Annotated in this window: 26 protein-coding genes and 1 tRNA gene; 10 read left to right on the top strand and 17 right to left on the bottom strand. The window is 40.0% G+C overall.

Features of this window, described 5'->3' with window-relative positions:
- Positions 1 to 53: 53 nt before the first annotated feature.
- The 4 genes from EHQ47_RS06305 to EHQ47_RS06290 are packed head-to-tail and all read right to left on the bottom strand — an operon-like array spanning position 54 to position 4,499.
- Positions 54 to 713 carry an O-methyltransferase gene (locus EHQ47_RS06305; protein WP_135776789.1) on the bottom strand — a complete coding sequence of 220 codons (660 nt, stop codon included), beginning with the start codon at positions 711 to 713 and terminating at the stop codon, positions 54 to 56.
- Positions 710 to 1,549: an MBL fold metallo-hydrolase gene (locus EHQ47_RS06300; RefSeq protein WP_135692985.1), complete on the bottom strand. Its 840-nt coding sequence runs from the start codon at positions 1,547 to 1,549 to the stop codon at positions 710 to 712. The genes EHQ47_RS06305 and EHQ47_RS06300 overlap by 4 nt, the downstream gene beginning before the upstream one ends.
- A complete protein-coding gene (locus EHQ47_RS06295; protein WP_135747561.1) occupies positions 1,549 to 2,952 on the bottom strand; it encodes a M16 family metallopeptidase in 1,404 nt (467 codons plus the stop codon). The genes EHQ47_RS06300 and EHQ47_RS06295 overlap by 1 nt, the downstream gene beginning before the upstream one ends.
- Positions 2,949 to 4,499, bottom strand: a complete 1,551-nt coding sequence (locus EHQ47_RS06290; RefSeq protein ID WP_135776788.1) for a M16 family metallopeptidase — start codon at positions 4,497 to 4,499, stop codon at positions 2,949 to 2,951. Before EHQ47_RS06290 ends, EHQ47_RS06295 begins: the two co-directional genes overlap by 4 nt.
- Positions 4,500 to 4,520: 21 nt before the next feature.
- On the opposite strand from EHQ47_RS06290, the gene EHQ47_RS06285 reads away from it, so the two are divergent.
- Together EHQ47_RS06285 and EHQ47_RS06280 are read left to right on the top strand one after the other, a co-directional pair.
- Complete coding sequence (locus tag EHQ47_RS06285; protein ID WP_135747559.1) at positions 4,521 to 5,204, top strand: hypothetical protein; 684 nt, start codon at positions 4,521 to 4,523, stop codon at positions 5,202 to 5,204.
- Positions 5,205 to 5,633 (top strand): lipoprotein, encoded by a 429-nt coding sequence (locus tag EHQ47_RS06280; protein WP_135747558.1) that lies wholly within the window; start codon positions 5,205 to 5,207, stop codon positions 5,631 to 5,633.
- 14 nt (positions 5,634 to 5,647) lie between these two features.
- Here the strand turns inward: EHQ47_RS06280 and mpl17 are convergent, their stop codons facing one another.
- The 9 genes from mpl17 to EHQ47_RS06235 all read right to left on the bottom strand — a co-directional run bounded on the left by mpl17 (position 5,648) and on the right by EHQ47_RS06235 (position 15,061).
- A complete protein-coding gene (mpl17, locus tag EHQ47_RS06275; RefSeq protein WP_135776787.1) occupies positions 5,648 to 6,076 on the bottom strand; it encodes a cell surface protein MPL17 in 429 nt (142 codons plus the stop codon).
- A gap of 13 nt (positions 6,077 to 6,089) precedes the next feature.
- Positions 6,090 to 7,247, bottom strand: coding sequence for a DNA methyltransferase (locus EHQ47_RS06270; RefSeq protein WP_135747556.1), 1,158 nt, complete (start codon positions 7,245 to 7,247; stop codon positions 6,090 to 6,092).
- 77 nt (positions 7,248 to 7,324) lie between these two features.
- The gene (locus tag EHQ47_RS06265; protein ID WP_135776883.1) at positions 7,325 to 8,281 is read right to left on the bottom strand and encodes an RluA family pseudouridine synthase; all 957 of its coding nucleotides are present in this window, start codon (positions 8,279 to 8,281) and stop codon (positions 7,325 to 7,327) included.
- Between the two features lies 1 nt (position 8,282).
- A complete protein-coding gene (locus tag EHQ47_RS06260) occupies positions 8,283 to 9,509 on the bottom strand; it encodes a PilZ domain-containing protein (protein WP_135776786.1) in 1,227 nt (408 codons plus the stop codon).
- A 2-nt stretch (positions 9,510 to 9,511) separates the two neighbouring features.
- A complete protein-coding gene (locus EHQ47_RS06255) occupies positions 9,512 to 11,764 on the bottom strand; it encodes an alpha-hydroxy-acid oxidizing protein (protein ID WP_135776785.1) in 2,253 nt (750 codons plus the stop codon).
- Positions 11,761 to 12,903 (bottom strand): tRNA 2-thiouridine(34) synthase MnmA, encoded by a 1,143-nt coding sequence (gene mnmA, locus EHQ47_RS06250; RefSeq protein ID WP_135776784.1) that lies wholly within the window; start codon positions 12,901 to 12,903, stop codon positions 11,761 to 11,763. Before mnmA ends, EHQ47_RS06255 begins: the two co-directional genes overlap by 4 nt.
- Before the next feature lies 1 nt (position 12,904).
- The gene (locus tag EHQ47_RS06245) at positions 12,905 to 13,786 is read right to left on the bottom strand and encodes a hypothetical protein (RefSeq protein WP_135747552.1); all 882 of its coding nucleotides are present in this window, start codon (positions 13,784 to 13,786) and stop codon (positions 12,905 to 12,907) included.
- On the bottom strand, positions 13,750 to 13,977 hold the full coding sequence (locus EHQ47_RS06240; RefSeq protein ID WP_135692974.1) for a hypothetical protein: 228 nt from the start codon (positions 13,975 to 13,977) through the stop codon (positions 13,750 to 13,752). The genes EHQ47_RS06245 and EHQ47_RS06240 overlap by 37 nt, the downstream gene beginning before the upstream one ends.
- A 22-nt stretch (positions 13,978 to 13,999) precedes the next feature.
- Positions 14,000 to 15,061: a sensor domain-containing diguanylate cyclase gene (locus EHQ47_RS06235; protein ID WP_004789018.1), complete on the bottom strand. Its 1,062-nt coding sequence runs from the start codon at positions 15,059 to 15,061 to the stop codon at positions 14,000 to 14,002.
- 167 nt (positions 15,062 to 15,228) lie between these two features.
- Here EHQ47_RS06235 and EHQ47_RS06230 point away from each other — a divergent pair.
- A tRNA-Met gene (locus EHQ47_RS06230) sits at positions 15,229 to 15,301 on the top strand.
- 6 nt (positions 15,302 to 15,307) lie between these two features.
- Here the strand turns inward: EHQ47_RS06230 and EHQ47_RS06225 are convergent.
- From EHQ47_RS06225 to EHQ47_RS06215, 3 genes are read right to left on the bottom strand one after another with little or no spacing between them, the layout of a single operon-like run.
- The gene (locus EHQ47_RS06225; RefSeq protein ID WP_135747551.1) at positions 15,308 to 16,099 is read right to left on the bottom strand and encodes a pyrroline-5-carboxylate reductase family protein; all 792 of its coding nucleotides are present in this window, start codon (positions 16,097 to 16,099) and stop codon (positions 15,308 to 15,310) included.
- Positions 16,080 to 16,778: a YggS family pyridoxal phosphate-dependent enzyme gene (locus EHQ47_RS06220; protein ID WP_135747550.1), complete on the bottom strand. Its 699-nt coding sequence runs from the start codon at positions 16,776 to 16,778 to the stop codon at positions 16,080 to 16,082. The genes EHQ47_RS06225 and EHQ47_RS06220 overlap by 20 nt, the downstream gene beginning before the upstream one ends.
- Before the next feature lie 2 nt (positions 16,779 to 16,780).
- On the bottom strand, positions 16,781 to 17,584 hold the full coding sequence (locus tag EHQ47_RS06215) for a hypothetical protein (protein ID WP_135747549.1): 804 nt from the start codon (positions 17,582 to 17,584) through the stop codon (positions 16,781 to 16,783).
- Between the two features lie 69 nt (positions 17,585 to 17,653).
- Here EHQ47_RS06215 and EHQ47_RS06210 point away from each other — a divergent pair, with 69 nt between their 5' ends.
- Genes EHQ47_RS06210 through nadE form a run of 3 tightly spaced genes read left to right on the top strand, consistent with a single transcriptional unit; the run spans position 17,654 to position 21,611 of the window.
- Positions 17,654 to 18,403, top strand: coding sequence for a flagellar filament outer layer protein FlaA (locus EHQ47_RS06210; protein WP_135747548.1), 750 nt, complete (start codon positions 17,654 to 17,656; stop codon positions 18,401 to 18,403).
- On the top strand, positions 18,404 to 19,681 hold the full coding sequence (locus tag EHQ47_RS06205) for a 3-deoxy-D-manno-octulosonic acid transferase (RefSeq protein ID WP_135747547.1): 1,278 nt from the start codon (positions 18,404 to 18,406) through the stop codon (positions 19,679 to 19,681).
- Positions 19,668 to 21,611: an NAD(+) synthase gene (gene nadE, locus EHQ47_RS06200; protein WP_135747546.1), complete on the top strand. Its 1,944-nt coding sequence runs from the start codon at positions 19,668 to 19,670 to the stop codon at positions 21,609 to 21,611. Before EHQ47_RS06205 ends, nadE begins: the two co-directional genes overlap by 14 nt.
- Here nadE and EHQ47_RS06195 read toward each other — a convergent pair.
- Positions 21,608 to 22,303: an LIC_20245 family lipoprotein gene (locus EHQ47_RS06195; protein WP_135747545.1), complete on the bottom strand. Its 696-nt coding sequence runs from the start codon at positions 22,301 to 22,303 to the stop codon at positions 21,608 to 21,610. The genes nadE and EHQ47_RS06195 overlap by 4 nt on opposite strands.
- Before the next feature lie 42 nt (positions 22,304 to 22,345).
- Here EHQ47_RS06195 and EHQ47_RS06190 point away from each other — a divergent pair, with 42 nt between their 5' ends.
- The 4 genes from EHQ47_RS06190 to EHQ47_RS06175 all read left to right on the top strand — a co-directional run bounded on the left by EHQ47_RS06190 (position 22,346) and on the right by EHQ47_RS06175 (position 25,396).
- Positions 22,346 to 23,086: an LIC11073 family putative lipoprotein gene (locus EHQ47_RS06190; RefSeq protein WP_135747544.1), complete on the top strand. Its 741-nt coding sequence runs from the start codon at positions 22,346 to 22,348 to the stop codon at positions 23,084 to 23,086.
- The gene (gene rsmI, locus EHQ47_RS06185; RefSeq protein WP_135747543.1) at positions 23,076 to 23,798 is read left to right on the top strand and encodes a 16S rRNA (cytidine(1402)-2'-O)-methyltransferase; all 723 of its coding nucleotides are present in this window, start codon (positions 23,076 to 23,078) and stop codon (positions 23,796 to 23,798) included. The genes EHQ47_RS06190 and rsmI overlap by 11 nt, the downstream gene beginning before the upstream one ends.
- Before the next feature lie 21 nt (positions 23,799 to 23,819).
- Positions 23,820 to 24,146, top strand: coding sequence for a flagellar biosynthesis anti-sigma factor FlgM (locus tag EHQ47_RS06180; protein WP_135692963.1), 327 nt, complete (start codon positions 23,820 to 23,822; stop codon positions 24,144 to 24,146).
- A gap of 83 nt (positions 24,147 to 24,229) precedes the next feature.
- Entirely contained in the window at positions 24,230 to 25,396 is a 1,167-nt protein-coding gene (locus EHQ47_RS06175) for an iron-containing alcohol dehydrogenase (RefSeq protein WP_004789281.1), read from the top strand.

Below are 25,396 nucleotides of genomic sequence, written 5' to 3'. Positions count from 1 at the left end.
TTGCTCTCCTTAAACCAAGGAGCAGAATACACGGAAAAGAGGAGGTTTGACTACTATTTTTTATCCTTTTGAAAAAAGAGTAATCCATCACCAACAGGATACAAAGTATAACCTAAAACTTGGGATTTCACCTCATTCCAAAGAGCCATCACCGCTAAATCAGAAGGTTTCTTTGGATCGGGAGAAAGGACCCTTCCATGCCACAACATATTATCGAATAAAAAATAAGACCCTGGTTTTGCTTCTTTCCAGAGAATTCGAAAGATATCAGGGTAGGTGATTTTATCACAATCCACAAAAAAAAGATCTGATCCTACCCACTCCGAATATTCATTTTCTAAATAATCCATCACAGAGTCCGTCACTCGTTTAACATGGATTTGTTCTAAAATTCCCATTTTTTGGGCATATCCGTCCATCAGATCAGCTTGTTCTTTATGACGATCCACAGTCACAAATCTTGTCTCTGGTGAACCCACGGCCATCCAAAGAGTAGAATAACCAAGCCCAGTTCCTAATTCCAAAATTTGTTTGGGCCTCACGAGAGAAACCAAATGAGATAAAACAGCACCGGTGGCAGCAGTGACAATGGGGATATTTTTTTCTTTGGCATACGTTTCCATTTCAGCAAACACAGGGTTTGGTTTGTACACCAAACTCGAATCAATATAAGATTCAAGTTCTGGAATGTAAATGCTCGGTCTAGGTTTCATGATTTGGGTGGTAAAAAAAGAGAAACTCTATCTTTTAAAATAGGAGGAGTCTTTTTGCGGACAAGATCGTTTAACTCACGATAACTATATCGTTTGGAAGGATGGATGAGAACAATGGCTTCGTTTTCAAATGCAGAAGCGTTGGCCACAATTTCGTCAAAATGAGTATGGCCCCATTCCCGAGCTCGGTCCACATCTCTTTTTTCACAATAGTAAGTACATTCCATAAAGAGAATTTTGCTTTTGCGAACATCTTCATTTTCTAAAACGTATTCTATTTTTGTGTCTCCTGAAAAGGAAACCAAAGGGACAGAAATTTCTTCTGTGGGATCTTCACCCAAATCTTTTTTGTTTCGAATTTCTTCGGAACTAAGGCTTGTCCATTCTTTCTTTAATTTTCGTTTGGTTTCATACACAGTATAACCTTGTGAAGGAACCCGATGAAAACTTTGCCAAGGTTTAAAAAAATATCCAGGTTTTAATTCAACCCTGTCACCAAAATCCAAACCGATCAGTTCACATTCATAATCAAAATCTTCAATTTCAGAATATAGTTTTAGAATTTGAGACATTTTGGGTTCTAAAGATTTTGGAAGATAAATTTTAGGTACGGGGAGTTTTCTTAGACTTCTTTGGGATACGTAATAAGGAATCCCACAGGAATGATCCAGATGGGCATGAGATAACAATATCTTTCCTATATGAATTTTATCAGGATTGATAAATCCAAAATCAAACATAAAATCAAGGGAAGGACAAATGATGGATGTCCGAATTCCACCTTCAGACAAACCTTCAAATTTGATTCCCTTGTATTCAAAACTAGCTGTTAACATCAATCTTCCGGTTGTATCACCTTTATTGTTTCCCCAAAAGATGACTCTAAAACCTTAGGGCCAACAACGGTTACAATCAATTTGTCTGATTGAAAATACAATTTGCCTGCTCGTTTTAAATCAGAAAGTGTCAAACGATCAATTTCTTTCCTAAAATTTTGTAAGTATCCATCTGGCATTTTATGATCACGCCTTCGTACTTCGCTGGCAAGAGTCCTTTTATCATCTTCAAACTGAAATACAAACTGATTGATGATGGCGTTCTTTGCTCGAACTAGTTCTTCTTCTGTCAGCGAATCAATGAGTTTGGGTTGAATGAGTTCTCGCATAAGGGATAAAACTTCTTTGGCTGACTCAGTTTTAGTCATCGCAAAGAATTGAATGGTTCCATAATTTTCCTGAAATTCGGTATTACTACCTGCAGAATAAGCAAGGCCCCGATTGTTTCGGATTTCTCTCATATAATAAGAGTTAAACCCACCTGCCCCGATGATATAATTCAAAACTTGAATGGCATAAAAATCAGGGTGGTTGTGTTCAGGAAGAACCCCCATCATTGAAATGAAAGTCTGGTTGAGATCTTTTACGACAAGTCGGATGTTTTTTCCTTCTTTTTTTACGTTTTCAGAAAGACCTGTTGGGGTAATCACTTCTGCGTTTTTATTTTCAACACTAGGACCTAAATTAGAAAAAAAACTTTCAAACGATTTGAGATCATAATCTCCCGTCACAAGAAATCTTCGTTTGGGTTCTTTTAAAATTTCGGATTGGAATTCGGTAAGATCACTTAGTTTCACCGCTTCCAAGGAAGAAATTTGCATGGAAGTTCCAGCTATGGTTCCCCGAAACAAAGATTCCTTTGCCTTCCTAGAACCAAGAGCAGTAGGATTGTCATTTCTCCTTTTGATCTCTTCTGTGAGTTTCCCTTTGGTAGTCACAATTAAGGACTCATCCAAGTTGGGAGAATCGAAAAATGACTGAATGATGGGAAGCACTTCTTTCTCAGTCGATTTTAAATAAGCAAAACTAAATATTGTTTTTTCATAATCGATTGAAACAGAAAAGGATGCTCCATAAAACTCCAAAGTTTCTAGGAACTTTTCTTTTGGGTAAGTTTTTGATCCCGACAATTCCCAACTATCTTCCAGAAGTTTTGTGATCTCTACCGCCCGTTTGCCTAAATTTTTCCTACCATGGTAAACATAGATATCCGCATAGACTATGGGAAACTCTCCATTTTTTAAAGAAAAAACTTCAACTCCTGATGATTGTTTTATGGAAGTGATTTCCGGAACTTCAAACTCCAAGGGTTTGAATTGTAAATCTCGCACAAAATCCCCCATCTCACGAGCCGAGAGACTAAAAAAACTAATTCCAATTAAAAGTAGATAAATACGTTTCATTCTGATTTTTTCCTTACGTCTTCCAATACACCGATCACGACTTTATCTTTGGTTAAATATGTAGGGACAAGCGTTTGGATATCTGCCGACGATGTTTTCATAATGGTCGAATATTGATTGAATAAACCCGCCCAATCACCATATAACAGCTGATAATAACTTAGCAGATCAGCAATACTTGCATTTTCATCCAAGGTTTTGATAAAATCGGAAACCATTTGATTTTTGACTTTCTCTAATTCTTCTTTCGGAACACCGGTTTCTTGGATTTTGAAAAGTTCTTCCCAAATGATTTTTTCAATGACTTCAGGTTTTGCACCCTCATTCGGTTTAATAAAAAACACAAAATAATTTTTATATCGTTCTCCTGGATAACCATTCGCAGCTCCAATGCTCAGAGCTAACTTTTCTTCCAATACAAGTCGTTTGTATAACCTAGATCCAGTTCCCGAAGTGAGGACAGTGGACAATACATCAAACGAGGAATTGTCTTTATGCGGATATGGAGGTTTTAAAAACCCCATCATCATTTGGCTTCCTGATGGATGGTAAACTTTGAATCGTTTTTCACCAGGAAAAGATTTTTCTTCCACCTTTTGGATTGGTCTTGGTTTCCCTGGTTTTAGGTCAGAAAAATACTTACGGATGATGGACTCCGTTTCTGCAAAATCAAATTGGCCAACAACAGAAATCACCATTCGGTCTGGAGTATAATGCTTTTGAAAAAAAGCCTTAGTATCTTCAATTTTTAAAAAAGGAAGACCTGTAGAATATCCAATTACTGGCTTTCTGTAAGGATGACTTTCAAAAGCGATTGAAAAAAACTTTTCTCTAAGGACACCAGCCCCACTATCGTCAGTTCGCATCCGACGTTCTTCAATCACAACATCTCTTTCGGTATAATATTCACGTAAGATTGGATGTTTCAAACGATCGGATTCAATTTTTGCCCAAACTTCGATTCGGTTGTTAGGAAGTTGGATTTGGTAGTTGGTGACATCCTGCGAAGTGTATGCGTTGAATCCCACTTCCCCATTTTGTTCATAAATATAAGAATCTTCGTTTTTTACAATGAACTCATCTTGTAATTGGATGAGTTTTTTTAATCGGCGCTCTAAGGTTTCTTTTTCCTCTTCTAAAGAACGTGGAATGGTTTCGCCACGAGTTGTCAAATCACGAATTTTTAGTTTGAGGTCATCAAGTTCCGTTCCCCAAACTTCGATTTGTTTTTGGTATTTTTCTTCTTTTTCGTAGTTTGTGGTACCAACTGTTTTTGTTCCTTTGAAAAGCATATGTTCCAAAAGGTGGGCGGTTCCTGCTTCCTCAGGGGTTTCATCCACAGCTCCAACCAGAAATTTAATGTACAAAGCAACAGTAGGAGAAGTTCCTCTCTTCATCATCACAACAGTCAGCCCATTGTCCAAACGAACGGTTTTTATCTTGTCTCGAAACTGTGATTCAGAGGTTCCAAAAAATTGGTCCTGGGAAAAAAGGGGCAAAAATTGTAGGAAAAAACAAAGGAAAAAGATTCGTAATTTCGACATCATCTACTAGTCTTGAAGTTGGAAATGGTTCGTAAACTTCTAATTTTAAGTCTCCTATGTTCGTGTCGCCTCTTTACCATCGCCGATCCCAGTTATGTGGAACGAGCTCTCCAAAATGAAAGTGACGAAGGTTTTATTTCTCGAGAATTTTTTCAAATCAAAGTGGAAATTCCGGTAACGTATAAAGAGGTCTCAGGGATTGCCCGTCGGAATGATTGCAAACAAAGAGCTTTTGTGGAAAGAGAGCGACTGGCTCTGCCCTTCCTCATACAAATCCAAAGACAAAAACACAGATTCGGCGAAGGCTTTGATGAATACTCAAAATCTTTGGAAGGAAAGGACAGGCAAGCTCGGCTCATCGCCAATGCACCACAAATGACTTCCGCAACTGGTGCCACTTCCGCTACTCAAGTGACACCGACTACTTCCGCTACAAATTCGCAGACGATCCAAGGACAAACCGCTACAAATTCACTGCAGACACAATCCTCCGGACAGAGCCTAGGCGAAGTTAAAGGGAATCCCCAAATGCAAAAAGAGAACACAATCGAAAACATTCATAACTTCGCTTGGTTCTTTGATGGCCTTGTTCTTTATAAAGAAGATTATTCTGATCGCACAAAATGTGCTTTCCTATTCCGAAATATCCAACCTAAATTAATGGAACGTGTGGAGAAAACTCCGCTTTTAGAACCTAGGAAACTGTAAATGAACAAAACTTTATCAAGGATGATCCTTTCTTTCGCAATTCTTGTTTTCGTTTGGAGTTGTAAATCCAAAGAAACAAAAGAAGTCTCACAAACCAAAGATACTGAAAACGAAGTAATTTTAGAATTTACGAAAGCAAAGGAAGGATTTCTTTCTGAATCCTTATTCCAAGTTGCTGTATCTAGTGTTCTTCCCTCCGAATCAGAACGAACCGAAGAAGCAAAAACAATTGCCGAACAAAAGTCTCTGAACTTATTAAAAACATATACGATCCCTAATCTCTCTGAGAAGGGAAGAAAGGAACTCCGCGATATTTCCAAAGAAGGTAAGATTGTCGATAAAAACGTTTCTGTTGGAGGGAGGTATTTTTTCTTATACCAAATTCAAAAATCCAACTTGAAACGCCTGGTAACCAAAGACTTAGAATAAAGTTCTAATATTTGTTAAATGGAGAATGATTTGTTCACCTTAGCGGGGATACAAATGTTTTTCACAAAGTTACAATAAAACAATTTCGCATCCAACTGTAACTTCCCCTTTCCTTCCACTTGGAAGGTCAAGGGTTTTACAAATTCAAAGTATTCAGTTTTTTTGTGATGGATTGGCCCTTTTAGTTTTAAGTCTGCATTCAAAACCTTTAGTCCATCTGTGCCTGACAAAAAAATACGGTGAGGTGCTTCCATCTGGAACCCAAAGTCTTTTGGTAAAAACAATTCCAACTCATACTTGCCAGCGGATTTCTGTTTGATCGAAATTTCTATTGGATGTGAATCCAAAGGATCGGCACTGAGTCCAGATCCTAAATGATTACTAACAACGAAAAACAAAGTTACCAAAAAAGAAAAGAGAACCAAAAAACGAATTTGTTTCATACAATGATTAGACTTATAAAACCTTTCGTAAAACCACACAGCGATTGGAATTTGTCCCTTTTTCGTTGTTAGAAACCTGCCAACAATTGGATAGTTTTGTGAAACTTTGGGTATGGACATATGTTTTATTCCAGACAAGACCAGTCCCTTCCGCCATCCGTACCACATCTTCATCCAAATAAAGAATGGAATTTCCTTTTTTGACTTCACCTACTTCCATTACCATATAGGAACCTTTTTTTAGAACCCTTGCTGATTCCTTTAAAGTTGAACGAATGAATGCATTCCAATCACTGAGATTGCTAAAGATACTTAGTTTTCTATCTTTCGATTTTTGAATGTCAAGAAACCAGTGACGTAACCAGTTGTCACCTTCATAGTCCACCTTATCAAGAAAAGGCGGAGAAGTCACAATCAAATCGACTGATTCTGATTCTACATTAGGTACCGAGTTCGCTGAATTCAGTGAATACAAATTGTTTTTTGAAAATTCATGATAAAACGGAGGAATGGGAAGAGCCAAATCCCGTTTCATTTTTTGATAAATTCGAGGTTTGATTGGCCTGTATTCCGGGGTTTGCCCACGTTTGACATTGTTTTTCGCCTGTGCTTCCGGTGGGATGGAAACTTGTGGAAAAGTATAAACAGAAAAAAATCCAGTGCTATGCCCATGCAAACGAGATAATGCAATCAGTGAAATAAACTTCATCTCTACTGACAAATCTTCTGCCATATATTTTTTCAGATTTTTAATTTCTTTGAGAGTGCGCGGATGAAAAAAAGGAAGTAAGTTTATATCAAAAGGTTCATCTTCAACTTCCTTATCCAAATCCAAAGAATTCAACTTTTTTTCCAAGTCTTCTAGTTTAGGAACATATTGTCTCGCACTCGCAAGAAAAATAGACAACGGATGAATATCATTATGAACTGCCACATGACCTTCAATATTTGCTTGAATGGCCGTAGTTCCCCTTCCACCAAACGGATCGTAGACGACCCTATTTTTCTTTTTTAAGAATTCCTTCATAAAAAAAGAAGGAAGTTCCGGCTTAAATGATGCTCTATAACTTACGGTATGATGAATTGGATGTCCTTGGCGTTGTTTTGCTGTCCAAAACTCACCAAATACAATTTTATCGGAATCCTTTAATAGTCTGCCTGCTCCTGCCATCCTTTGCAAAAGCCTCCTCTCTCTTTATAGAAAGATCGGAGGAAAGGCGAATCTTAAATTGGATTTTTTATTGAAAGCTATGGGACATAGTCTTCATAATTTGGGAAGAAGGTTCGAATTTCTTTTAAAGGATTTGACCGCACTTTGATCTTTTCACCAGTCCGATCATCCAGATAACTTATGCTATGCGCATGTAAAATTTGCCTTTCTGCTCCAAGTTCTTCTAATAAAGAAGGTGAAAGTCCCGATTGGACAAAATCCAAAAACATAGTTTCTCGTGGACCATACAATTTATCCCCAAGAATCGGATAACCGAGGTAAAGGAGACTCACTCGAATTTGATGGATTCTACCTGTTACTGGCCGCACAAGCACCAAACTTACGTTTTGTGAATCAGAAAATTCTAAGGGAATCAATTCAGTAGAAACAAATTTTGAATCGGAAAACTCTTCCAGAGAAAACTTCATTTTTTTTCGGATTGCTGAATCTATATTTTTCCCAAGAAAACCATCTAAAAACATTGGTTTAGGAAATTTTCCCCGAACCACAGCCAGGTATTCTTTTTTCACTTCTCTCTTTTCAAATTTCTTTTGGAGCCAAGTGCGACTCTCTTCAGATTTTGCAAAAATCACAATCCCTGAGGTCTCACGGTCCAACCTATGTACAGGGATCACTAGAGGATAGATTTCTTCCAAAAGATTCAATAGAGTTCTTGTACGGTATCTTCCAGCCGGGTGCATGGGTAGGTTTCCTGGTTTATCGATAAAAAGGAATTCTTCGGTTTCTTTTAAAACCGTATAACCAGTATCTACTTCTGGCTCCTGTATCCGGCCAGGGATGGGTTCGTAAACAACACTGTCCCCTTCCTGGAGTACAAGTTCCGCACTTGCCACATTTCCTCTGACTTGGATGCGGCCCATATCCAATAAATATTGCCATTCATCCTGACTATGGTATGGGAATTTCGTGGTAAGGAAAGCAAGGACCGTTTTTCCCGTATATGGATAACGGATCAATGATTGGTAAGAAGACACTTTAAGATTCGGGGCTTGGTTCTTCGGAAGTGAGTTCGGAATCCATGGCACCACCAAAAGGATCATCCGGTTCATCCACAGTGCCAATCACAGAACTTGTATCCTCTTTGTTTTCATCTCCAATATCAGCATTGGACTCTTGTGCTTCCATTGGTGTTTCAACTGCTGGAGATTCTTCCTTTTCTACATTTAGGAAGGCTTCCAAAACCTCTACGTCTTTTTCTGTTAGGTTGTAGAACTGGCAACCAACCCGAAAATTGGTTTCTTGGTTACGGATGTTTTTGATGATCCCGCGGATGGTAACTCTTTTTCCACTTTCCAAATTTAAATCAAAAAGTATGGTTCCGTTTAGAGTGACTGATCTAGAAAATGATCTGGATGGTGCATGGATGAAACTAATACCACCCATACTTAAATCCATTACCTGACAAACATCACGTGATTCTTGGAAAACTCCCGTGCTTATGATATCGCGACTCACTGCATTTGCAAATGTTTGAATTTGTTTATAAATTTCAAAGTCGAGTGGTTTTTCTGATAAAACTTGTACATATCCAAGATGTACATAACCTTTGTATTTGATTGGGACACAAATTTCAGAAGTATAGGTGTCAGGAATTTTAGAACTATCGAAAATTCTTAAGTATTCATCAAAAGGAAAAAAATCTGCGGAAGCAGAAGATTTCTCCTTACGATCGATTATAAAAATATCCTTATCGTAGTGGTGCATGAGTCGCAGTCGATTGTCCATACGACCAGCAAAGAAGATAGAGGATAAAGGAAATGCTTTTGTGAGTTTGGCTCGGTATGCAAGAAGGATTGCGTCTACTTTTTTATCATCAAAACCAATTGCTTTGGATACGTCATTGACGTTGATGATATTGGAAACCACCATCCCAGATTGGATTTGGCTTGTATCAACCCTTGAGCTCTGTCTCGAAGCAGGAGTAATTTGTATTTTAACAGGAGTTAATATCTCAACTCCGTTTCCGTCACCACCAGCAACAATAAAATGAGCCAAAAACTTACTGCCATTATGGACAACAGTAAGGATCCGATCCCTACTTGGAAATTTTAGATTGGTGTTGATGATGAGAGCTTTATTTTTTAAGGCAATGATCTTTACTGGATATTCTTTTTCTGAATTGATAATGTATGCAGGGAGTTTACCGAATAAAGCGGTAATTACCTTTAAAATACCTTCGGGATCTTTGATTTCCTTATCCATAATCAACCGTGAAGTTTATGAAGCAACATCGTTCGCTTGATGTCCACCAAAGTTTTGGCTCCGGTAACACTCATAGATTGTTTTAGTTCTTCCGAATATTTTTGTAAAAGAAAACGAATCCCGGCTTCCTCACCACCAACAAGCGAAATGGCAACAGGCCTTCCGAGAAGGACAAGATCTGCGCCTAAAGCCAACATTTTAAAAACATCCATTCCCGAACGAATGCCTCCATCCACTAACAAAGGAATTTTTCCCTTAACTGCTTCTGCAATTTTAGGTAGAACCCTTGCTGTTCCGGGCATTCCATCCAAAACCCTTCCTCCATGATTCGAAACCACGATGGCAGAAAATCCACCTTCCAAAGCTAGTTTCGCATCTTCTGGGTTCATAATGCCTTTGAGGATAAACGGTAATTTTGTTTTTTCTTTGAGTTTGATCAAACGTTCCAAAGGTCTTGTGATACTTGATAAGTTCTTTTGTACCATTGTTTTAAAATTTACGGCATCAATGTCCATTCCTAAAGCGAACACTCCGTCCGCTTCAGCTTCTAAAAACCGGTCAAGTAACATGGATTCATCTTCTCTAGGTTTACAGATTAAAATTCCTTTTCCAGATGCTTTTTTCAAAGCTTCCAACATGATTTTATATTTATCTGGAGAAGCACCATCACCAAGCCAAGCGAGACTTCCATTTTGAACAAAGGAACGAACCACAAGATTGGCATAATCTGCGTCTGTCATCACAAAGTTCATGTTGGTTCCCACCCCTGTCATGGGAGCAGCCATAATCGGTGTTTTTAAATCATAACCTAAAAACTGAGTTTGGATTTCAGGAAATACATGGTCCCGAATGTAACCAGGTACTATCGAATATTCGGAAAGAGCAACGCTGTTGTCATGGAAGGTTTCCATACGGCCCACTCCACCCATACCCGGAATCCCAGAGGCACAATTGCTACCGTCACATTGTTTGCAAACCCAACAAATATCTTTTCCAAACCGAATTCGTGCTTGGTCGCCTATTTCCTTTTCGGTAATCGAAAATTGTTCATCCACTTCAAATCGAATTGTTTGTTTTACCTTTTCAAAAACAAGATTCGCTTCTTTCAAATTTTCAGCTACAATGATTACATGCCCCGACTTATCAATATTATTTGTAGGTTCTTTAATGATATCACCAGGTTTGGATTGGATAAAAACCTCAGACACACCGTCGATTTTTTTAGTTTCTTCTACTCCACCAATCGAAACTAGTTTTCCAGGTTTTGAAAGTAACGAACGTTCGATGGACACTCTCGACAAAACAGGATCCAAATTATCCGGAGTTTCACCTAGAGATATCAACAGTGCAGCTCTGTTTAAGTTCACCCCTGTGGATAAAGGATAAGTAAATGCCGACATAAAGCCACCAGAGAGCCTTGCTGCGATTTCTCCAATTTTGACTCCGTCCTTTGTAACCTTAATGTCTCCCTTACCTGCCCCAAGATGGATTCCAAGTGCTCGCATCCCACCGGCCATCACCCGTTCCACTTCATCCAAAACTTCTTTGGACATCGCAGAAGGCATGTTATGCCCTACTTCAATAAAATAAGGTTCCCGTTCGATGATCCTGTCGGCAATCCCCGTCATTCGAATTTGACCTTGGAAAGCCAAAGCATCCACAGAAAGTTCAGGACCTTCCATATATTCTTCTAAAATCAATTCACCTGTAGGACAAAATCTTTTGGCATGACGAAATGCAGTTGGAAGGTCATCTTTATGATTTACCTTAATGACCCCACGAGCACCCATATTGTCAGCCGGTTTCATCACTAGAGGAAAAGTCAATGAATCCAGAGCATCTTTAGCATCCTGTAAAGACCAAACAGCTGCAAAACGAGGGATTGGCATTCCAAACTCTTTTAATCTTTGGCGCATCTTTACTTTGTTAGATGCTGCTTCTGCATCTACAAATCGGATTCCCGGAAGTTGTAAAGCGGAAGCCACAGCAGCAACCGTCATACTCGCATCGGTTCCAGCAGTAATCACCCCATGAATTTGGGAGTTTTGCGCAAATTTTTTAGATTCCCGAACCATTCCTTCAACGTCCTTTGTGGACATGACAATGGCTTCATCCGCAATTTGAAAACCAATCGAAGATGGATTCATATCGGCAACAACTGTATGGAGTCGCATGGTTTTTGCAGTTTGGATGATGGGGACCTGTAACAATCCCCCGCCGATAATGAGAATAGTTTTGCCTTCTACCGATTTCAAATGGTAACGCTCTCTGCCTCTAAAAGAAAATTTGTTTTTACCTTTCTTGTGATAGAACCTTTTTGAATGATCCCTCCTGCGAGTAGATAATCACCATTTGTATCATAAAAGGTGGCCGACTGTCCCGGAGTTACACTTTTTACATCTTCTAAAAATTCAACTTTCCAGGTATCACCAAGAGCAGTCACCTTACAGTGAACAGGTGCACTTCTGTATCGGATTTGGACTCTCATTTCTTTTGATTCACCCACTTCCATAGGAGATAAGGCTTGGTAAGTAACTTCTTCTAAAATAAAAGATTCGGAAACAGTTTCCTCTTCTTCTCCAAGGACAACAGTTCCATCATCTTCAATGGATAAAACATAAAGTGGATTTTTCCATGCAATCCCAAGTCCCTTTCTTTGACCGATGGTAAACCCTTCTTTTCCTTGGTGTTTGCCAATGATTTGTCCAGATGCTAATTTAAAAAAACCAGGAGTGAATTCCATTCCCTTCTTCTTTAAAAAAGTTCTATAATCATTTTCTGGAATAAAACAAATTTCTTGTGATTCCGGTTTTTCAGCCACTGGGAGGCCCATTCGTTTTGCAATTTCACGCACCTGTGCTTTGTCCATTTCACCAAGTGGAAAAACTGTATTTTTAATATTTTCTTGGGACAAACCGTACAAATAGTACGCTTGATTTTTTTTCATGTCCACTGCGTTTCGAATTGCATATCGTCCATCTACTTCTATAACACGAGCATAATGACCAGTAGCAATTTTTTCGATTCCCAATGTTTTTGCTTGTTCAAAAAGAGCACCAAACTTCACAAAGGTGTTACATTCTACACAAGGGTTTGGTGTCCTTCCATCTTTATAATCATTAATAAAACGTTCGATGACTCGTTCCCCAAACACCTTTTCCATTTTGATTACATAAAACGGAATGTTTAAAGAAAGACCAACATCGCGGGCATCTCGAATGTCTTCGGGAGAACAACAGGATTTTTTAGTGGTATCGCAGGCTGGTGCTTCATATTCCCAAGTACGTAGGTTGACACCGATCACATCGTAACCTGCTTCCATCAGAAGCCCTGCGGCTACAGCGCTATCTACCCCACCACTCATCGCCACTATGATTTTTTCTTTTTCTTTCACCTTAGTTTTTGGAATGAACAATTCCTACACGCCCCCGAGTGAAGTCCCAAAACAAGGGACGAGTCCGGAGGATGTCGAGTCCGATCACCCAAACCTCTTCCCTATCCTTGTCCCCCGGCAAAAGGAAATTCTCAAGTGAAATTCCTGTGAGATATTGGACTTGTTTGTATTCTTCCCGAATCCCTGATATAGTCACTAAATAGAAAGGAGATGCCGATTCCATATGGTTTGCCGTTTTGATTCTATTTCCTGCAAGAAAAACCTTCTTTTCTCCAAGAAACAGGTCATTCGGGCCTTCGGGTAAAAGGTTTAAGGAAGCTCCTGTGTCTATCTCTGCAAAGGATCTGCGTCCTTCAGGATATTCAAATTCTAGATAAAGATTCTTCCCTTTCTTTTTTGTATTCAGAAATTTAAAATCAGTAGAAAGATAAGCATCCGGATGTTCACAGAATGGGGAATCCTTGGGAAACCGTTTTAACTCTTCTCCCAACCAGAAAATACAATTCTCCGAAAAAAAATCGATTCCGAGAAGCCCCGGCATGGACTTGGGTAAAATTCCCTTCATATTCTTTAGCGTAAAACTTTGTCCACCGAGAGCGAAAGTTGAACTTTCTTCTGTACCGCCCGATTCATAAAAACTCAATTCCGATCCAGTATCCCACAAAAAAGAGTTTGTACCCTGGTCCGATTTGATTCCCGAAAGCAGAAGGTGAGTTCCTGTATCGATGATTTTGATACTGGTATGAGGAGGTAAAGTTTTAGATTTAGGAAACTGGTATGAAACTGGAGTTTGGCGGGAAGGAATGGGCCCTCTGAGACAGGCCCCAAAATAAAATAAAAATAGAACTACACTAACTTTTTGATACAACGAGAGTTTGTACATCTTGTATAGTCTACGATACAATCCCTGTATTCAATTCCTGTATTTTCATCTTTTGTCTTGTATTCGATAAAACAAGAGTATGGTTGGAAATCATACGAAGAAAGACCCAAAGCTCGATTGCGAATGGATTCATAAACATCAGAAGGAACCGATGGGGAAAGATCGTTGAGTAGGTATGCTGGCTCTGCCATACTTTACCCATCGGCAAATTTCCTAATCTTTATAACAAATTGTGCGGTTTCTACCAGAATGTTTTGCCTGGTAGAGTGCTTTGTCAGCCCTTTCGATCAAATCCTTATTGTTTCGATCGGTCGGTCGGAAACTAGAAACCCCCACAGACAAAGTCACTTTTAGATCCGACCCATCATTTGGATTTTTGACCACCATGGATTCAACAGCTTTACGGATTTCTTCACCCTTGGCCATGGCTTCTTCTTCTGAAGCTCCAGGCATTACCAAACAAAACTCTTCCCCACCATACCTAGCTGGGATATGGTGTCTTTGGCCTGCATTGATCAGTTGTTTTGCGACTTCAATGAGAACCACATCACCCGCTTGGTGGCCATAAGTATCGTTAAAACTTTTGAAATGGTCTACATCTGTAAAAAGTAAACACAACTTAGTTCCTTTTTTGCGACAACGTTCCATTTCTTCTTTGAGTTTGGTCTGGAAGTAGTGATGGATTTTTAAACCTGTCATCATGTCAACTGTTGCCAGTTCATACAACCTAGCGTTGTCCACAGCAATCCCCGCAAGGTTTGCAAGAGTGGTCATAAATTCTTTTTCATCTTCCAAAAACTCTTCGGAAGTCATCTTGTCCCCAAGAACGAGTAGTCCATTGACTTTGCCCTTAGCATTGAGTGGAACAAGGATCTCTGCTCCCATCTTACGGAGGTAAGTAATATCAGGAATAGATTTTAAAGAATCCATTTGGAGGATTTGGTCCATGGTAATGGCTTTGGGTTTTTCTTCAAAATAATGAATGAGAGGGCTATCGATTTTTACTTCGTAGTTTTGTTCCTCGGCACTTAATTCAAATCCTTTGATGGACTGGGGCTCCAACTTAAAAAGTCCTAAATCAATTTCAGGCTCTAAGTACATTGCGGCATGTAATGTTTGTAGCTGCGCCAAACAGATGTTAAGAATTGCATCAATTAAGTATTTATAGTCTAACGTGGAATTCAGGGCACGAGAGATTTCCAGTAGTTGTTTTTGGTCGTAGATTTTTTTTTCGTAATGCTCAAAAACGATATCAGTGTTTTCTTTAAAAGACAAAACGCACCGCCAGAATTCTGTATAAGATAGGAATCATTCGTCTTTTTTGACTACTGTAAAGTAAGATTTTGGCGGAAATCGATAAATTTACAACCAGTAGAAAATAGCAAAGTTTTCATAATGTTTACGTTGACAATTTACCAATCTTTAAAATAATGGTTTTATACCGCGCGGTGGAGCAGCTGGTAGCTCGTTGGGCTCATAACCCAAAGGCCACAGGTTCGAATCCTGTCCGCGCAACCGTTATTATCCTTTCCCTAATTCCTTACTTCTCTCCGTCGCTCGTTTGATTGCATCTCTAACGGCGGTTGAGAATCCACCCCTTTCCAAAGCATCCAAACCATGGATGGTTGTTCCCCCGGGAGATGTCACCCAATTTCTCACTTCCATGGGATGAAGGTTTGTATTTTCCCTTCGCAAATTCCTGAAATACACAAGAGTGCCTTCAATGGTTTCCATTGCCAAAGACAAGGATTCTTCATAACTCAAACCCTCTTGCAACCCTCCCTCAGCCATTGCCTGCAAAAATGTGAGAACATAGGCAGGACCTGATCCAGAAAGCCCTGTGACCGCATCCATCAGTGATTCTTTGGCAACACGGATTCCTCTTCCCATTCCATCAAACAATCGTTCTACGAGAGAAACTGAAGTGTCGTCACAAAAATACGCAAAGGCTCCTCGTTCAGAAACTAGAGGAAGATTGGGCATCACTCGGACAGAATTTGATCCCTTTGGTGCGACTTCCGCCATTTGCGAATGAGAAATTCCAGCAGCAATGGAAACAAAGGTAGCTGGCTTTGAAAATTCTTTTAAGACAGGAACAACTAAATTGGGTTTTACTGCGATCACAATCACATCCGTAACTTCGGAAATGGCAGAAAGAGTTCCCAGAAGATTCACTCCTGACACAGGAGATTCTTTTACGTTGGGATCAAACCCGTATACCTTGGTACCTTTTCCGACAAGGGCCGTTGCAATGGCTCCTCCCATCTTTCCAAGGCCCACAACTCCAACAGCTTCAAATGGTTTCTTTTGCATAATCCCTCTCTCCAAAAATCTTTGAACCAACCCTTAAATAGTCGGCTCCTAATTCACAGGCGATTTCATAATCCCCGCTCATTCCCATAGATAACTTTTTATCTGGAAAATATGTATCACGTAATTCTGCAAATAGCGAAAACACTTCCCTGGTTTCTCGCAAATCTCCGCTAGAGGGTCCCATTCCCATAAACCCCTCCCAAAGACAAAATTCATTTTGGTAACCGATCATTGTATCTTTCATGGAACGAAGAGTTTCAAAACTAAGTCCATGTTTGGTATCCTCTCCCGTGAGATTGACTTGGATCAAATATCGAATCTGTTTTTTTTCTTTTTCGGCACGTTTGAGAAGTTCCGTTAAGGAAGAAATGGATCCAACCCCATGGGTAAAAGAGAATATTCCAAATAACTTTCGTAAGGTCCCTGATTGGACGGGACCAATATGGTGTAAATTGACTGATGTGGCTGCTTCGGGAAACTCTTCTCTTAGTTTTGTAAATTTGGAAATGGCTTCCGGAATGTAATTTTCACCAAATTCACGAATTCCTTGCAAATAGGCCTCTTTCACCACTTCGTAAGGTTTGGTTTTGGACACGGCAATGAGAACGGGAGATTTGTTTGGGAACAAATCTTTAAGAGAAGATTGGATGGAGCGATAAGAAGAACCGTAATCGGACACGATTACTTAGCTAAGGCTTTTTCCAAAGACTCAATTCGGCGTTCGATTTCTACAAATCGTTTTTCGTTTCGGTCATTTTGGCTAGAGAGTTTCTGTTCCACAGTCCGCATCCGAACTTCCATAGAAGAAGATCCAGATTCTTCCGATGTTCTTTTTGTGGATTTCTGTGAATCGGCTAACTTTTGTGATTTGGTACTTTGTTTTTTAGAAGTCGCAGAACGGTTCTTTTGGTTACGAAGAGAAGCCACTTGTTTTTCTTTTTTGGAAACTTTGGACTTCGTCTGTTTTGTCGGTTTTACCGAATCTTCTACGTCGACTTTCGGCTGTTTGGTTGTGGAAGTCGGTTCCATTGTATCCGAGAGTGATTCTTCTTTTTTAGAAGTTTTCTTTAATTTTTTTGTTTCTTCTTTCGGAGAAAAGGATTCTTCTACTTGATCCAACTTCTCTTGTAAACGAGACGATGGATCTACTTTTTCTTTGGATTTGGTGGAAGCCGCTACGGAAACAGAACGAGGTCTTTCAGACTCAGGTTCCATATCTTCTAAACTCGGAAGTTCCGGGAGTTTGGACCTGTCCTCAGGACTATCTTTTGTTTCTGATTTTGCAAAATTTTCTTTGGGTGCAGGAATCCCCGGGTTTTCTCTTTCGATTTCCCGGTCCACCATCTCTACTTCACGGTTTTTTCCGATGGTTTGGAGTTTTTGGTAAATTTCGTTTCTATAGATAAATGCGAAAATGAACGATGAAAGAAGTAGGACCACTAGAATGGCAGTTGTGAGTATTTTCAAATTGTCGCGGCGGCCCATGACGTGCGGATTCCTTTCCTTTGATAAGAATAGAGTACACGTTTTTGGGTTTTCGAAAAGTGAGAAATCATGAACTTTGCAAAAAAAATCACAATCGGTTTGGGTTTCCTACTCATGATTTCCGGTCTTTTGTCTCTTCCGAGGCCTCATGATCCCGATGAATTGGGCCGAGTCCAAATTTTAAAATCCGCTCTCAGCATCGATACAAGTTACCTTCTTTTTCTTGTGGAAGACTTTGAAGGAGAAAGGCCTTGGGATTTTTACCGAGTGGATTCCTTTTTGACCCTCACACAGTTTACAGCTTCCATTCCAAAATCAGAGGCATTTTTGTTAGAGACAAACATTCTCAAAGAGTCGGGGTATCCGAACCTCCAAAACCAAACCAGTTTTCTTGTGCAAAGTTATGTAGAGAATCCAAGACTTGACCATTGGGAAATTCGACCCAAAGAACCAATTCTTATGCCACTAGGTATGCCCATCCAAGGAATTCTTTGGGTGTATTCTGAAGGCCATCATATCAATTTGAGTATGGGGCTTTCGCAAAAAAAATCCAAAGATTTGTATTTTGATTTAGGGACTTTGAATTTTGTGGGTTGGAGAAGATTAGAATTTACCATCAATCTTCCCAAAGAAAACACTAGGCTCATCCAATCCATGTCCTTTCCTATTTCTTTTGCCTCCTTTCGACTCAAAAGTTTAGCTTCACAAAAGAAAGGAGAGTTTCATTTATACTTTGACAATTTGAGTTTTGTCATTGATAAAAGAACTTTCATCTACCCTGGTTCGGAAGTCAACGATACCTGGGGTAACAAACGCTAAATGGTATATTTTTTTTATAACATCCTGGTTTTCAAAATTGATTGGATTTTAAAATTTTTATCCTTATTTGTGAAACAAATAAGAGAAGAATTAGAAAAAAGAAATCGTTCTCTTCAGCAAATTTTTTCCAAATCGGCAGATGGGAAATTTGTGATTTGGCTCCATGCAGCAAGTGTAGGTGAACTCGATCAGGCCAAGGCTCTAACAGAAACCATCCGAAAAAAAAATAAAAATGTTTTTATCATCCAATCGGTATTTTCCTCTTCTGTAAAAGAATCTTCCTTTCAAGATCCATTGGCCGATGTGTATTTTTATCTTCCTTTGGATAGAGCCCATGCCTACGACCAAATATTTTCTCATTTCCAACCCAAAGTCCTTTTTATAATGGCTTGGGACACTTGGCCCAATCTTTTAAAAAAGGCAAACCAGATGGGAACAAAGTCCTATCTATCGTGTGCTAGTTTGTCGTCAGGCTCCTCTCGAAAAAATCCACTCATTCGTTCTCTAACAAAAGCTTCCTTTCGTTATCTTACGGGAATTTACCCAAGCCATGAACTGATGGCAAAAGAATTCGAAGGTCTTGTAACAGAAACAACCGACTTCCAAGTATTAGGTGACACAAGATTTGAATCTGTTTTGAACAAATTAGAAAACAAATCTCCAAACCCTACTTTTACCAATTTTCTTTTAGAACAAAAAGACTTTTTATCCAAAAACAAACCCGTCATTCTAGGTTCCACTTATGGAATTTGCGAAGAACATTTTATTACCTATTTAAAAAAACACAAAGATGAGTCTTTTTATTGGATTTTTCCTCATAAATGGGAAAAAACTCGAATGAAGGATTTCATTTCAAATTTGGAACAATACGGGTCTGTGGAAGTGTTTTCGAAACGAAATCCGGGCGATCCTTTGCCTAAATTCCTTCTTTTTGATCTTATGGGAATTTTGGCATTTGCATACCGCTATGGAAGTTTTGCTTATGTGGGTGGCGCTTGGTTACACCGAGTTCATAATACCATAGAACCTGCTGCTCTTGGCCTTCCCGTCATCACTGGGCCAAAAATCTATAATGCACCAGAAGCAATCGTCATGCGAGAGTTAGGCGGACTCTTTCAAACCGAGACAGAATCTGAATTTATTGAAAAAATTCACTTACTCACAACGGACCAAACCTTAAGAGAAAAGATGGGAAATGGGAATCGAAACTTTGTTGTAGAAAACAGAGGTGCGTCGGATAAGATTTATAACCGAGTTTTCTCCAATGCCCAAAATTAAAATTGCCGCCGTTACATTGAATACGACTCCCCTCGATTTTTTGGGGAACTATGAGGCCATTAAAAAGGCAATAGAGAGTCCTGAAGCAAAGGAAGCAGACTGCATTCTTTTTCCTGAGCTTTCTATTTCAGGATACGGATGCGAGGATGCTTTTTACAAACCTTATGTTTGGACTCGTTCCGAAGAAATCATTGAAAAACTAAAAACGATTTCGAAAAACCAAATCATCCTTGTTGGTCTTCCTGTATTTGTAGGTTCCTATTTGTATAACTGTATGGCAGTGCTTTTTGGTGGAAAGGTAACTGCTTTGATTCCTAAACTCAATTTAGCAAATACAGGCGTACACTATGAACGAAGATGGTTTCACTCCGAGTCTGAATTTTTAAATAAAACTATTTCTTTTGCTTCTGACGAAGTTCCTTTTGGGCATTTTATATTCCATACGGCGCATTGGAAGTTTGGAGTGGAGATTTGCGAAGACAGTTGGTCCGTCCAAAAACCTTCATCCTTCTATTCTCTTCAGGGAATCGATGTTTTATTTTCCCCAGGTGCTTCCCATTTTGCCATAGGGAAACAAAAAATACGCAGGCAAATTTTTACAGAATCCAGTAGAAACCAGTGTAACCTCCAAGTGTTCACAAACCTCACTGGAAATGAATCAGGAAGGATCATCTTTGAAGGAGGAGCCATTTTTGCTTCCGCTGGTAATTTGGTCAAAGAAGGCCCAAGGCTTTCCTTCTCTCCTTTCCAGGTAACTTCTTATGTGTTTGATCCAATGGAACTTCGTGCAGCCAAAGCGAGGTCATTTCGAAGTCCAAAACCCAAGGAAGGGAATCGAGAGATACCATCCATCCACCTAGAATCTTTGTTTGATGAAAAAAATCAAAAAACCCATGGATTTTCAATTTTAGATAAAAGAAAAGAAATTCTTTCAGAGGAAGAATTGCCCTCTCTCCATCTCAGTGAGTATGAAGAGTTTACGAAAGCAGTTTGTCTTGGTCTTTATGATTATTTGCGAAAATCAAAAACAAAAGGATTCACTCTTTCTTTATCGGGAGGAGCCGACAGTGCCACCTGTGCTCTACTCGTACATACAATGAAAGAAATCGCCAAACGAGAAAATGGCGATTCCATCTTTGGTTCCCTTGGAATTGATGAAAAACAACTTCTTGTAACCATTTACCAAAAAACAGAAAACAATTCTATTCTCACAGAGGAAATTGCAAAAACTCTAAGTGAAGAACTTGGTTATCGTTTTTATTCCATTACAATTGATTCTGCCGTATCTACTTCTGTCCAATTGATTGAATCCGTACTCGGAAAAACATTAAATTGGAAAGAACATGATTTAGCTTTACAAAACATCCAAGCAAGGGTTCGGTCTCCTCTTGTTTGGTTACTTGCCAATCTGGAAGGACATTTGTTAATATCAACGGGAAACCGAAGTGAAGCGGCTGTTGGATATACAACCATGGATGGAGATTCTTCCGGTTCCATTGCTCCACTAGCAGGAGTTAGTAAAGAATTTTTATTAGACTTTTTGGATGATATCCAAAATGGAAACAACCGTTTGATTTCACCAAAAGAATCCATTCGAGTTTTACGAAATACAAAACCAACCGCAGAACTCAAACCTCTCTCGGAACACCAAGAAGATGAAAAAGACTTAATGCCTTATCCCATCTTACAATCCATTGAAGAGAAACTTGTGTATCAAAGTTTACGGGAAGAAAATTGTTTTGAAATGTTAAAACAAGAATTCCCTTGGGAATCTGGAGAAACCCTCTTAGGTTATATTAAAAAATTTAAAAAATTATTTATGGTCTCACAATGGAAACGAGAGAGGCTCCCTCCCTCATTCCATTTGGATGTATATGGCCTGGATCCAAAATCCAGTTACCGATACCCCATCCTATCAGGTGAAACTTAACCCGGCGGAGGAAGGCCCGCTTTTTCGAAAGCACCTGCTGCCTCTTTTTCCACCTGTTCGTTTTGGTATTGGATGTTTTTCAAGATCTCTTGGAATTTTTTATCCATCTCGGGATCATCTCCACCTTGAGATTCAATTAGGTAGTTAATGATTTCCAATCGATCCTTTCCTTGTTTTCGAACATGGTTATAATATAAGGCAACGTCCGTAGCATTTGGATTTCCGCCAAACACAGAGTTTGTGGCTCTTGAGAGTTTTTGATTAAATTCAGCTGCCTTTTTTTTCTCTTCGGCAGTGGTTCGTTTCGGAATCAAATCATTATCGGGAAATTGTTCTCGCAGTTCCTCAAAAGCCTGCATGGCCTCTGGAGGATAGGGTTTCCCTGTTTGTGGATTGATGGGAATTTCACCCGATTCTGATCCTGTTAGATTCCCATCTTCTTCATAACGCATCCCACCTGCATTGTAGTAGTCGGAATCGAAGATAGAACCTGCATCTTCCCCACGTACCCCCAAACGATTGGTTCCTTTCGGGTTGTTACTTCCACCCCCAAATAGGGCTAGGGCCTGAGACCCTCTTTCTTTTTTACGACGAGCCTCTTCTTCATCCTCTCCACCCATAACAAGTAAGATGAGAAAAAAAAGCCCAATCAGTGCGATAGAGACAAAGAGTAATTTTTTTTGGATTCCCATAGATTGAATTCCTGAAAACTTGGAAGGGAAACGAGAAATAGAATGCGTTTTCCCTCTTTACATCCAATTTACTTAGTCGGCATATCTTTTCTCTCTTTTTTTCACTGCGGGATCAATACAGATACGCCCGTTGCTCCCTTTGTGTTTTTGGTTCCACCCAATGTGCCACAGATCCTTTCGGTTGTGGCGGTCAATAGCAACATTACCAACGATTACCAAACTGATTTTTTCAATTATAATGCAGACCCAAGACCTGAATTTATCTTACGTTATTTTGTGACCAACAGAGAACCGCAATTTTTGGGTTACAATCTCTATGTGACAACGGCCTTCCCGGGAATCATTCAAACCATCCAAGGAGAATGGCTAGAAGATGGGGTCCAACCTAGTTTTCCTCACCTCCCCTATGAAGCCTCCACTTCCTCAAGTAAGGTAGTGACCAAAAGGATCCGGTTTGCGGTTCCTCCGCCTGGGGCAGAATTCTTTCAAAAATGCCAAATTTACAATTTTACCATGCGGTCGATGCTTACGGGAGGGCTTATCTCCAACCCTTCCACGGCGGTGAGCACCTGTGCCATCCCCAACCGAGTGAATGATATCCAAACACTTTGTGCCACGGGAGCAGGTTGTAATACCAGCACCTGCGCCAATCCAACTTGCGGGACTCCGAGTGCCTGTGCACTCGGAACGGCCTGTAACCCCTGCACCAAAGGAAATAATGAACTTGGGTGCACTTGTCCAGCCGGCCAATCTCCCCCAGGATGCCAATACGTTGGCCCATAAACGGGAAGCTGGTTCTCTCTATGTCGTGGCCACACCCATCGGAAACTTGGGCGACATCACACTACGAGCCTTGGAGATCTTTAAAGAAGTGGACCTAGTCCTTTGCGAATCAGCCAAAGAAACTAGGTCCCTATTTTCCAAATTAGAAATCACAACACCGGTCCTTGCCCTTTATAAAGATAGTTCGGAAACTCCATTTGCCAATGTCCTAGACCAACTCAAAGCCGGGAAATCCATGGCCCTGGTTTCGGATGCCGGAACTCCAGGTGTTTCGGATCCAGGAAGCCAAATGGTGCGCATTGCTCGCGAAAAAGGAATTCGAATCGTTCCTGTCCCCGGTGCTTCTGCCCTTACGGCTCTTTTGTCTGTTTCTGGGTTTCAGGTCAATCCCACATATTTTTTAGGGTTCCTCTCTGAAAAACCGAGTAAAAAACGCCGAGAATTAGAAAGAGCCTCTGAGATCGATGGACTTGTGGTTTTTTATGAATCCGTCCACAAACTCCCGAGACTCTACCCTATGCTCGAAGACCTATTTCCGGAAACGGAAGTGCTTGTGGGAAGGGAGTTGACAAAGACCTTTGAAGAGGTACTTTACTATGCAAATCCTAGGGAATTGGCAAAAGATCCGCCAAACGCCAAAGGAGAGTTTGTTTTTCTCTTAAACCATCGAAAAAAAACACTTAAGGGAAATTCGGATTCCTCCGATATGTGATGTAGGAAGAGGACTAAATATATGAACGTCGACAAAGTAGGACGAGTTGGTGGTTACGGATACGAACCAAAAAAAACTCAAGGGCCCAAGGAAACGGAAGCACAAGCTCCGGTAGATACAATTTCCATTTCTGACGCTGCTAAAAAAATTGCATCGGAAGCAAAACTTCAAGCAGAAGTAAAACAAATCGCAAAACAAATCGTACAAGCTCCTCCAGAAGAAGATCGTACGGAAAAAATCAAAGCGATCAAAGAACGATTGAAAAACGGCGACTACGACAATCTCTCTACTGAGATGTTGGATAAAATCTCCGACCAAATCGCGTCAACTTTCCTCGGACAACAGTAAAAAGGACGGGTGGTGAGGGATCCTTTTTTATTGTCCTCTCCGAGGATTTCTCTAACTCCGCCGAATCATAATTAGGGGATCGTATGCCAGTTCTCCCCGAATGGATCAATTTTCAATTTCCTCCAAAAATTCACTTCGAAATCGATTGTGGATACAAACTCGGATCTTTTGTCAAAAACATTGGGTCTCGAGTGGTTCTGATCACAACACAGAAAGAACTAGAAAACGCCGAAGAACTCTCCATCATCAAAACTAGTCTCGAAAAACACGCAGAAGGTGTGATCATCTATGATGACATCGTGGACCGAGTTCATTTTAAAGATTTAGATTCCTGTGCCCACTTCCTTAGAATTTCCAATGCTGATTGTGTAGTGGCTTACGGTTCCTTTGAATCAGTAAACGCGGGTAAGGCGGCATCCCTTCTTGCTACCAATGATTTATTTGCAGAAGAGCTCCTCATCGGTAAAAAACAACCCAAGAAAAAAGGCCTTCCTTTAATTGTGGTTCCGACAAAACCCCTACTCGGAAATGAATGTTCTCCTTTCTTTTCGATTGTGGATGATAAAGATAAAAATAGAAAGTACTTTGCTCATGAGTGGGCGTTTCCAGAACTCATTGTCTCTGATCCAAAAATTGGAGCTGGAATGTCTAGTTCGGAAACTGCCAAAACGGGGATCTCTATTTTGTCAGCGGCCGTAGATAGTATCCTTTCTAAATATGCCAATGAGATCACTTCTTCCACAGCTCTTCGTTCTATTGAACTTATCTCCAAAAACATTGTTCCTGCCATTCGGGAACCAAGAAACCTTGGACCGAAAAACTCCATTTATGCGGCAAGTTTACTTGCAGGGATTGCGCAGTCGACAAGTAGCCTTGGACTTTGTTATGCATTGTCATTGGCAGTAACAACCGTTACAAATCTTGATATCTTTCAAAGTATGTCGATCCTTCTCCCTCACGTAATGGAATACAACCTCACCTCTTCTGCTGGTAAGTATGTAATGATCGCAAGGGCTCTGGATGAAGACGTTACCAATATCTCCGTGATTGAAGCGGCCATCAAAGCGGTAGAAGGAATTCGTAAAATTTATTTAGAACTTCGCATTCCCCAAAGGTTGTCCGAATACGAAGTGAAAAAAATCGACCTTCCAGGGATTGCTACCTTGGCAGCAACTTATTCGTTTCTTGATTGTCTTCCTAGAGAACTTCCTAAAAATGAAATCGAAACCATCCTAGTGGCTGCGTTTTAG

This window comes from Leptospira bourretii (genome assembly GCF_004770145.1).
Taxonomy (GTDB): domain Bacteria; phylum Spirochaetota; class Leptospiria; order Leptospirales; family Leptospiraceae; genus Leptospira_A; species Leptospira_A bourretii.
Note: the sequence above shows the minus strand (reverse complement) of the source record. Positions and strands in the feature narration are given on the sequence as shown.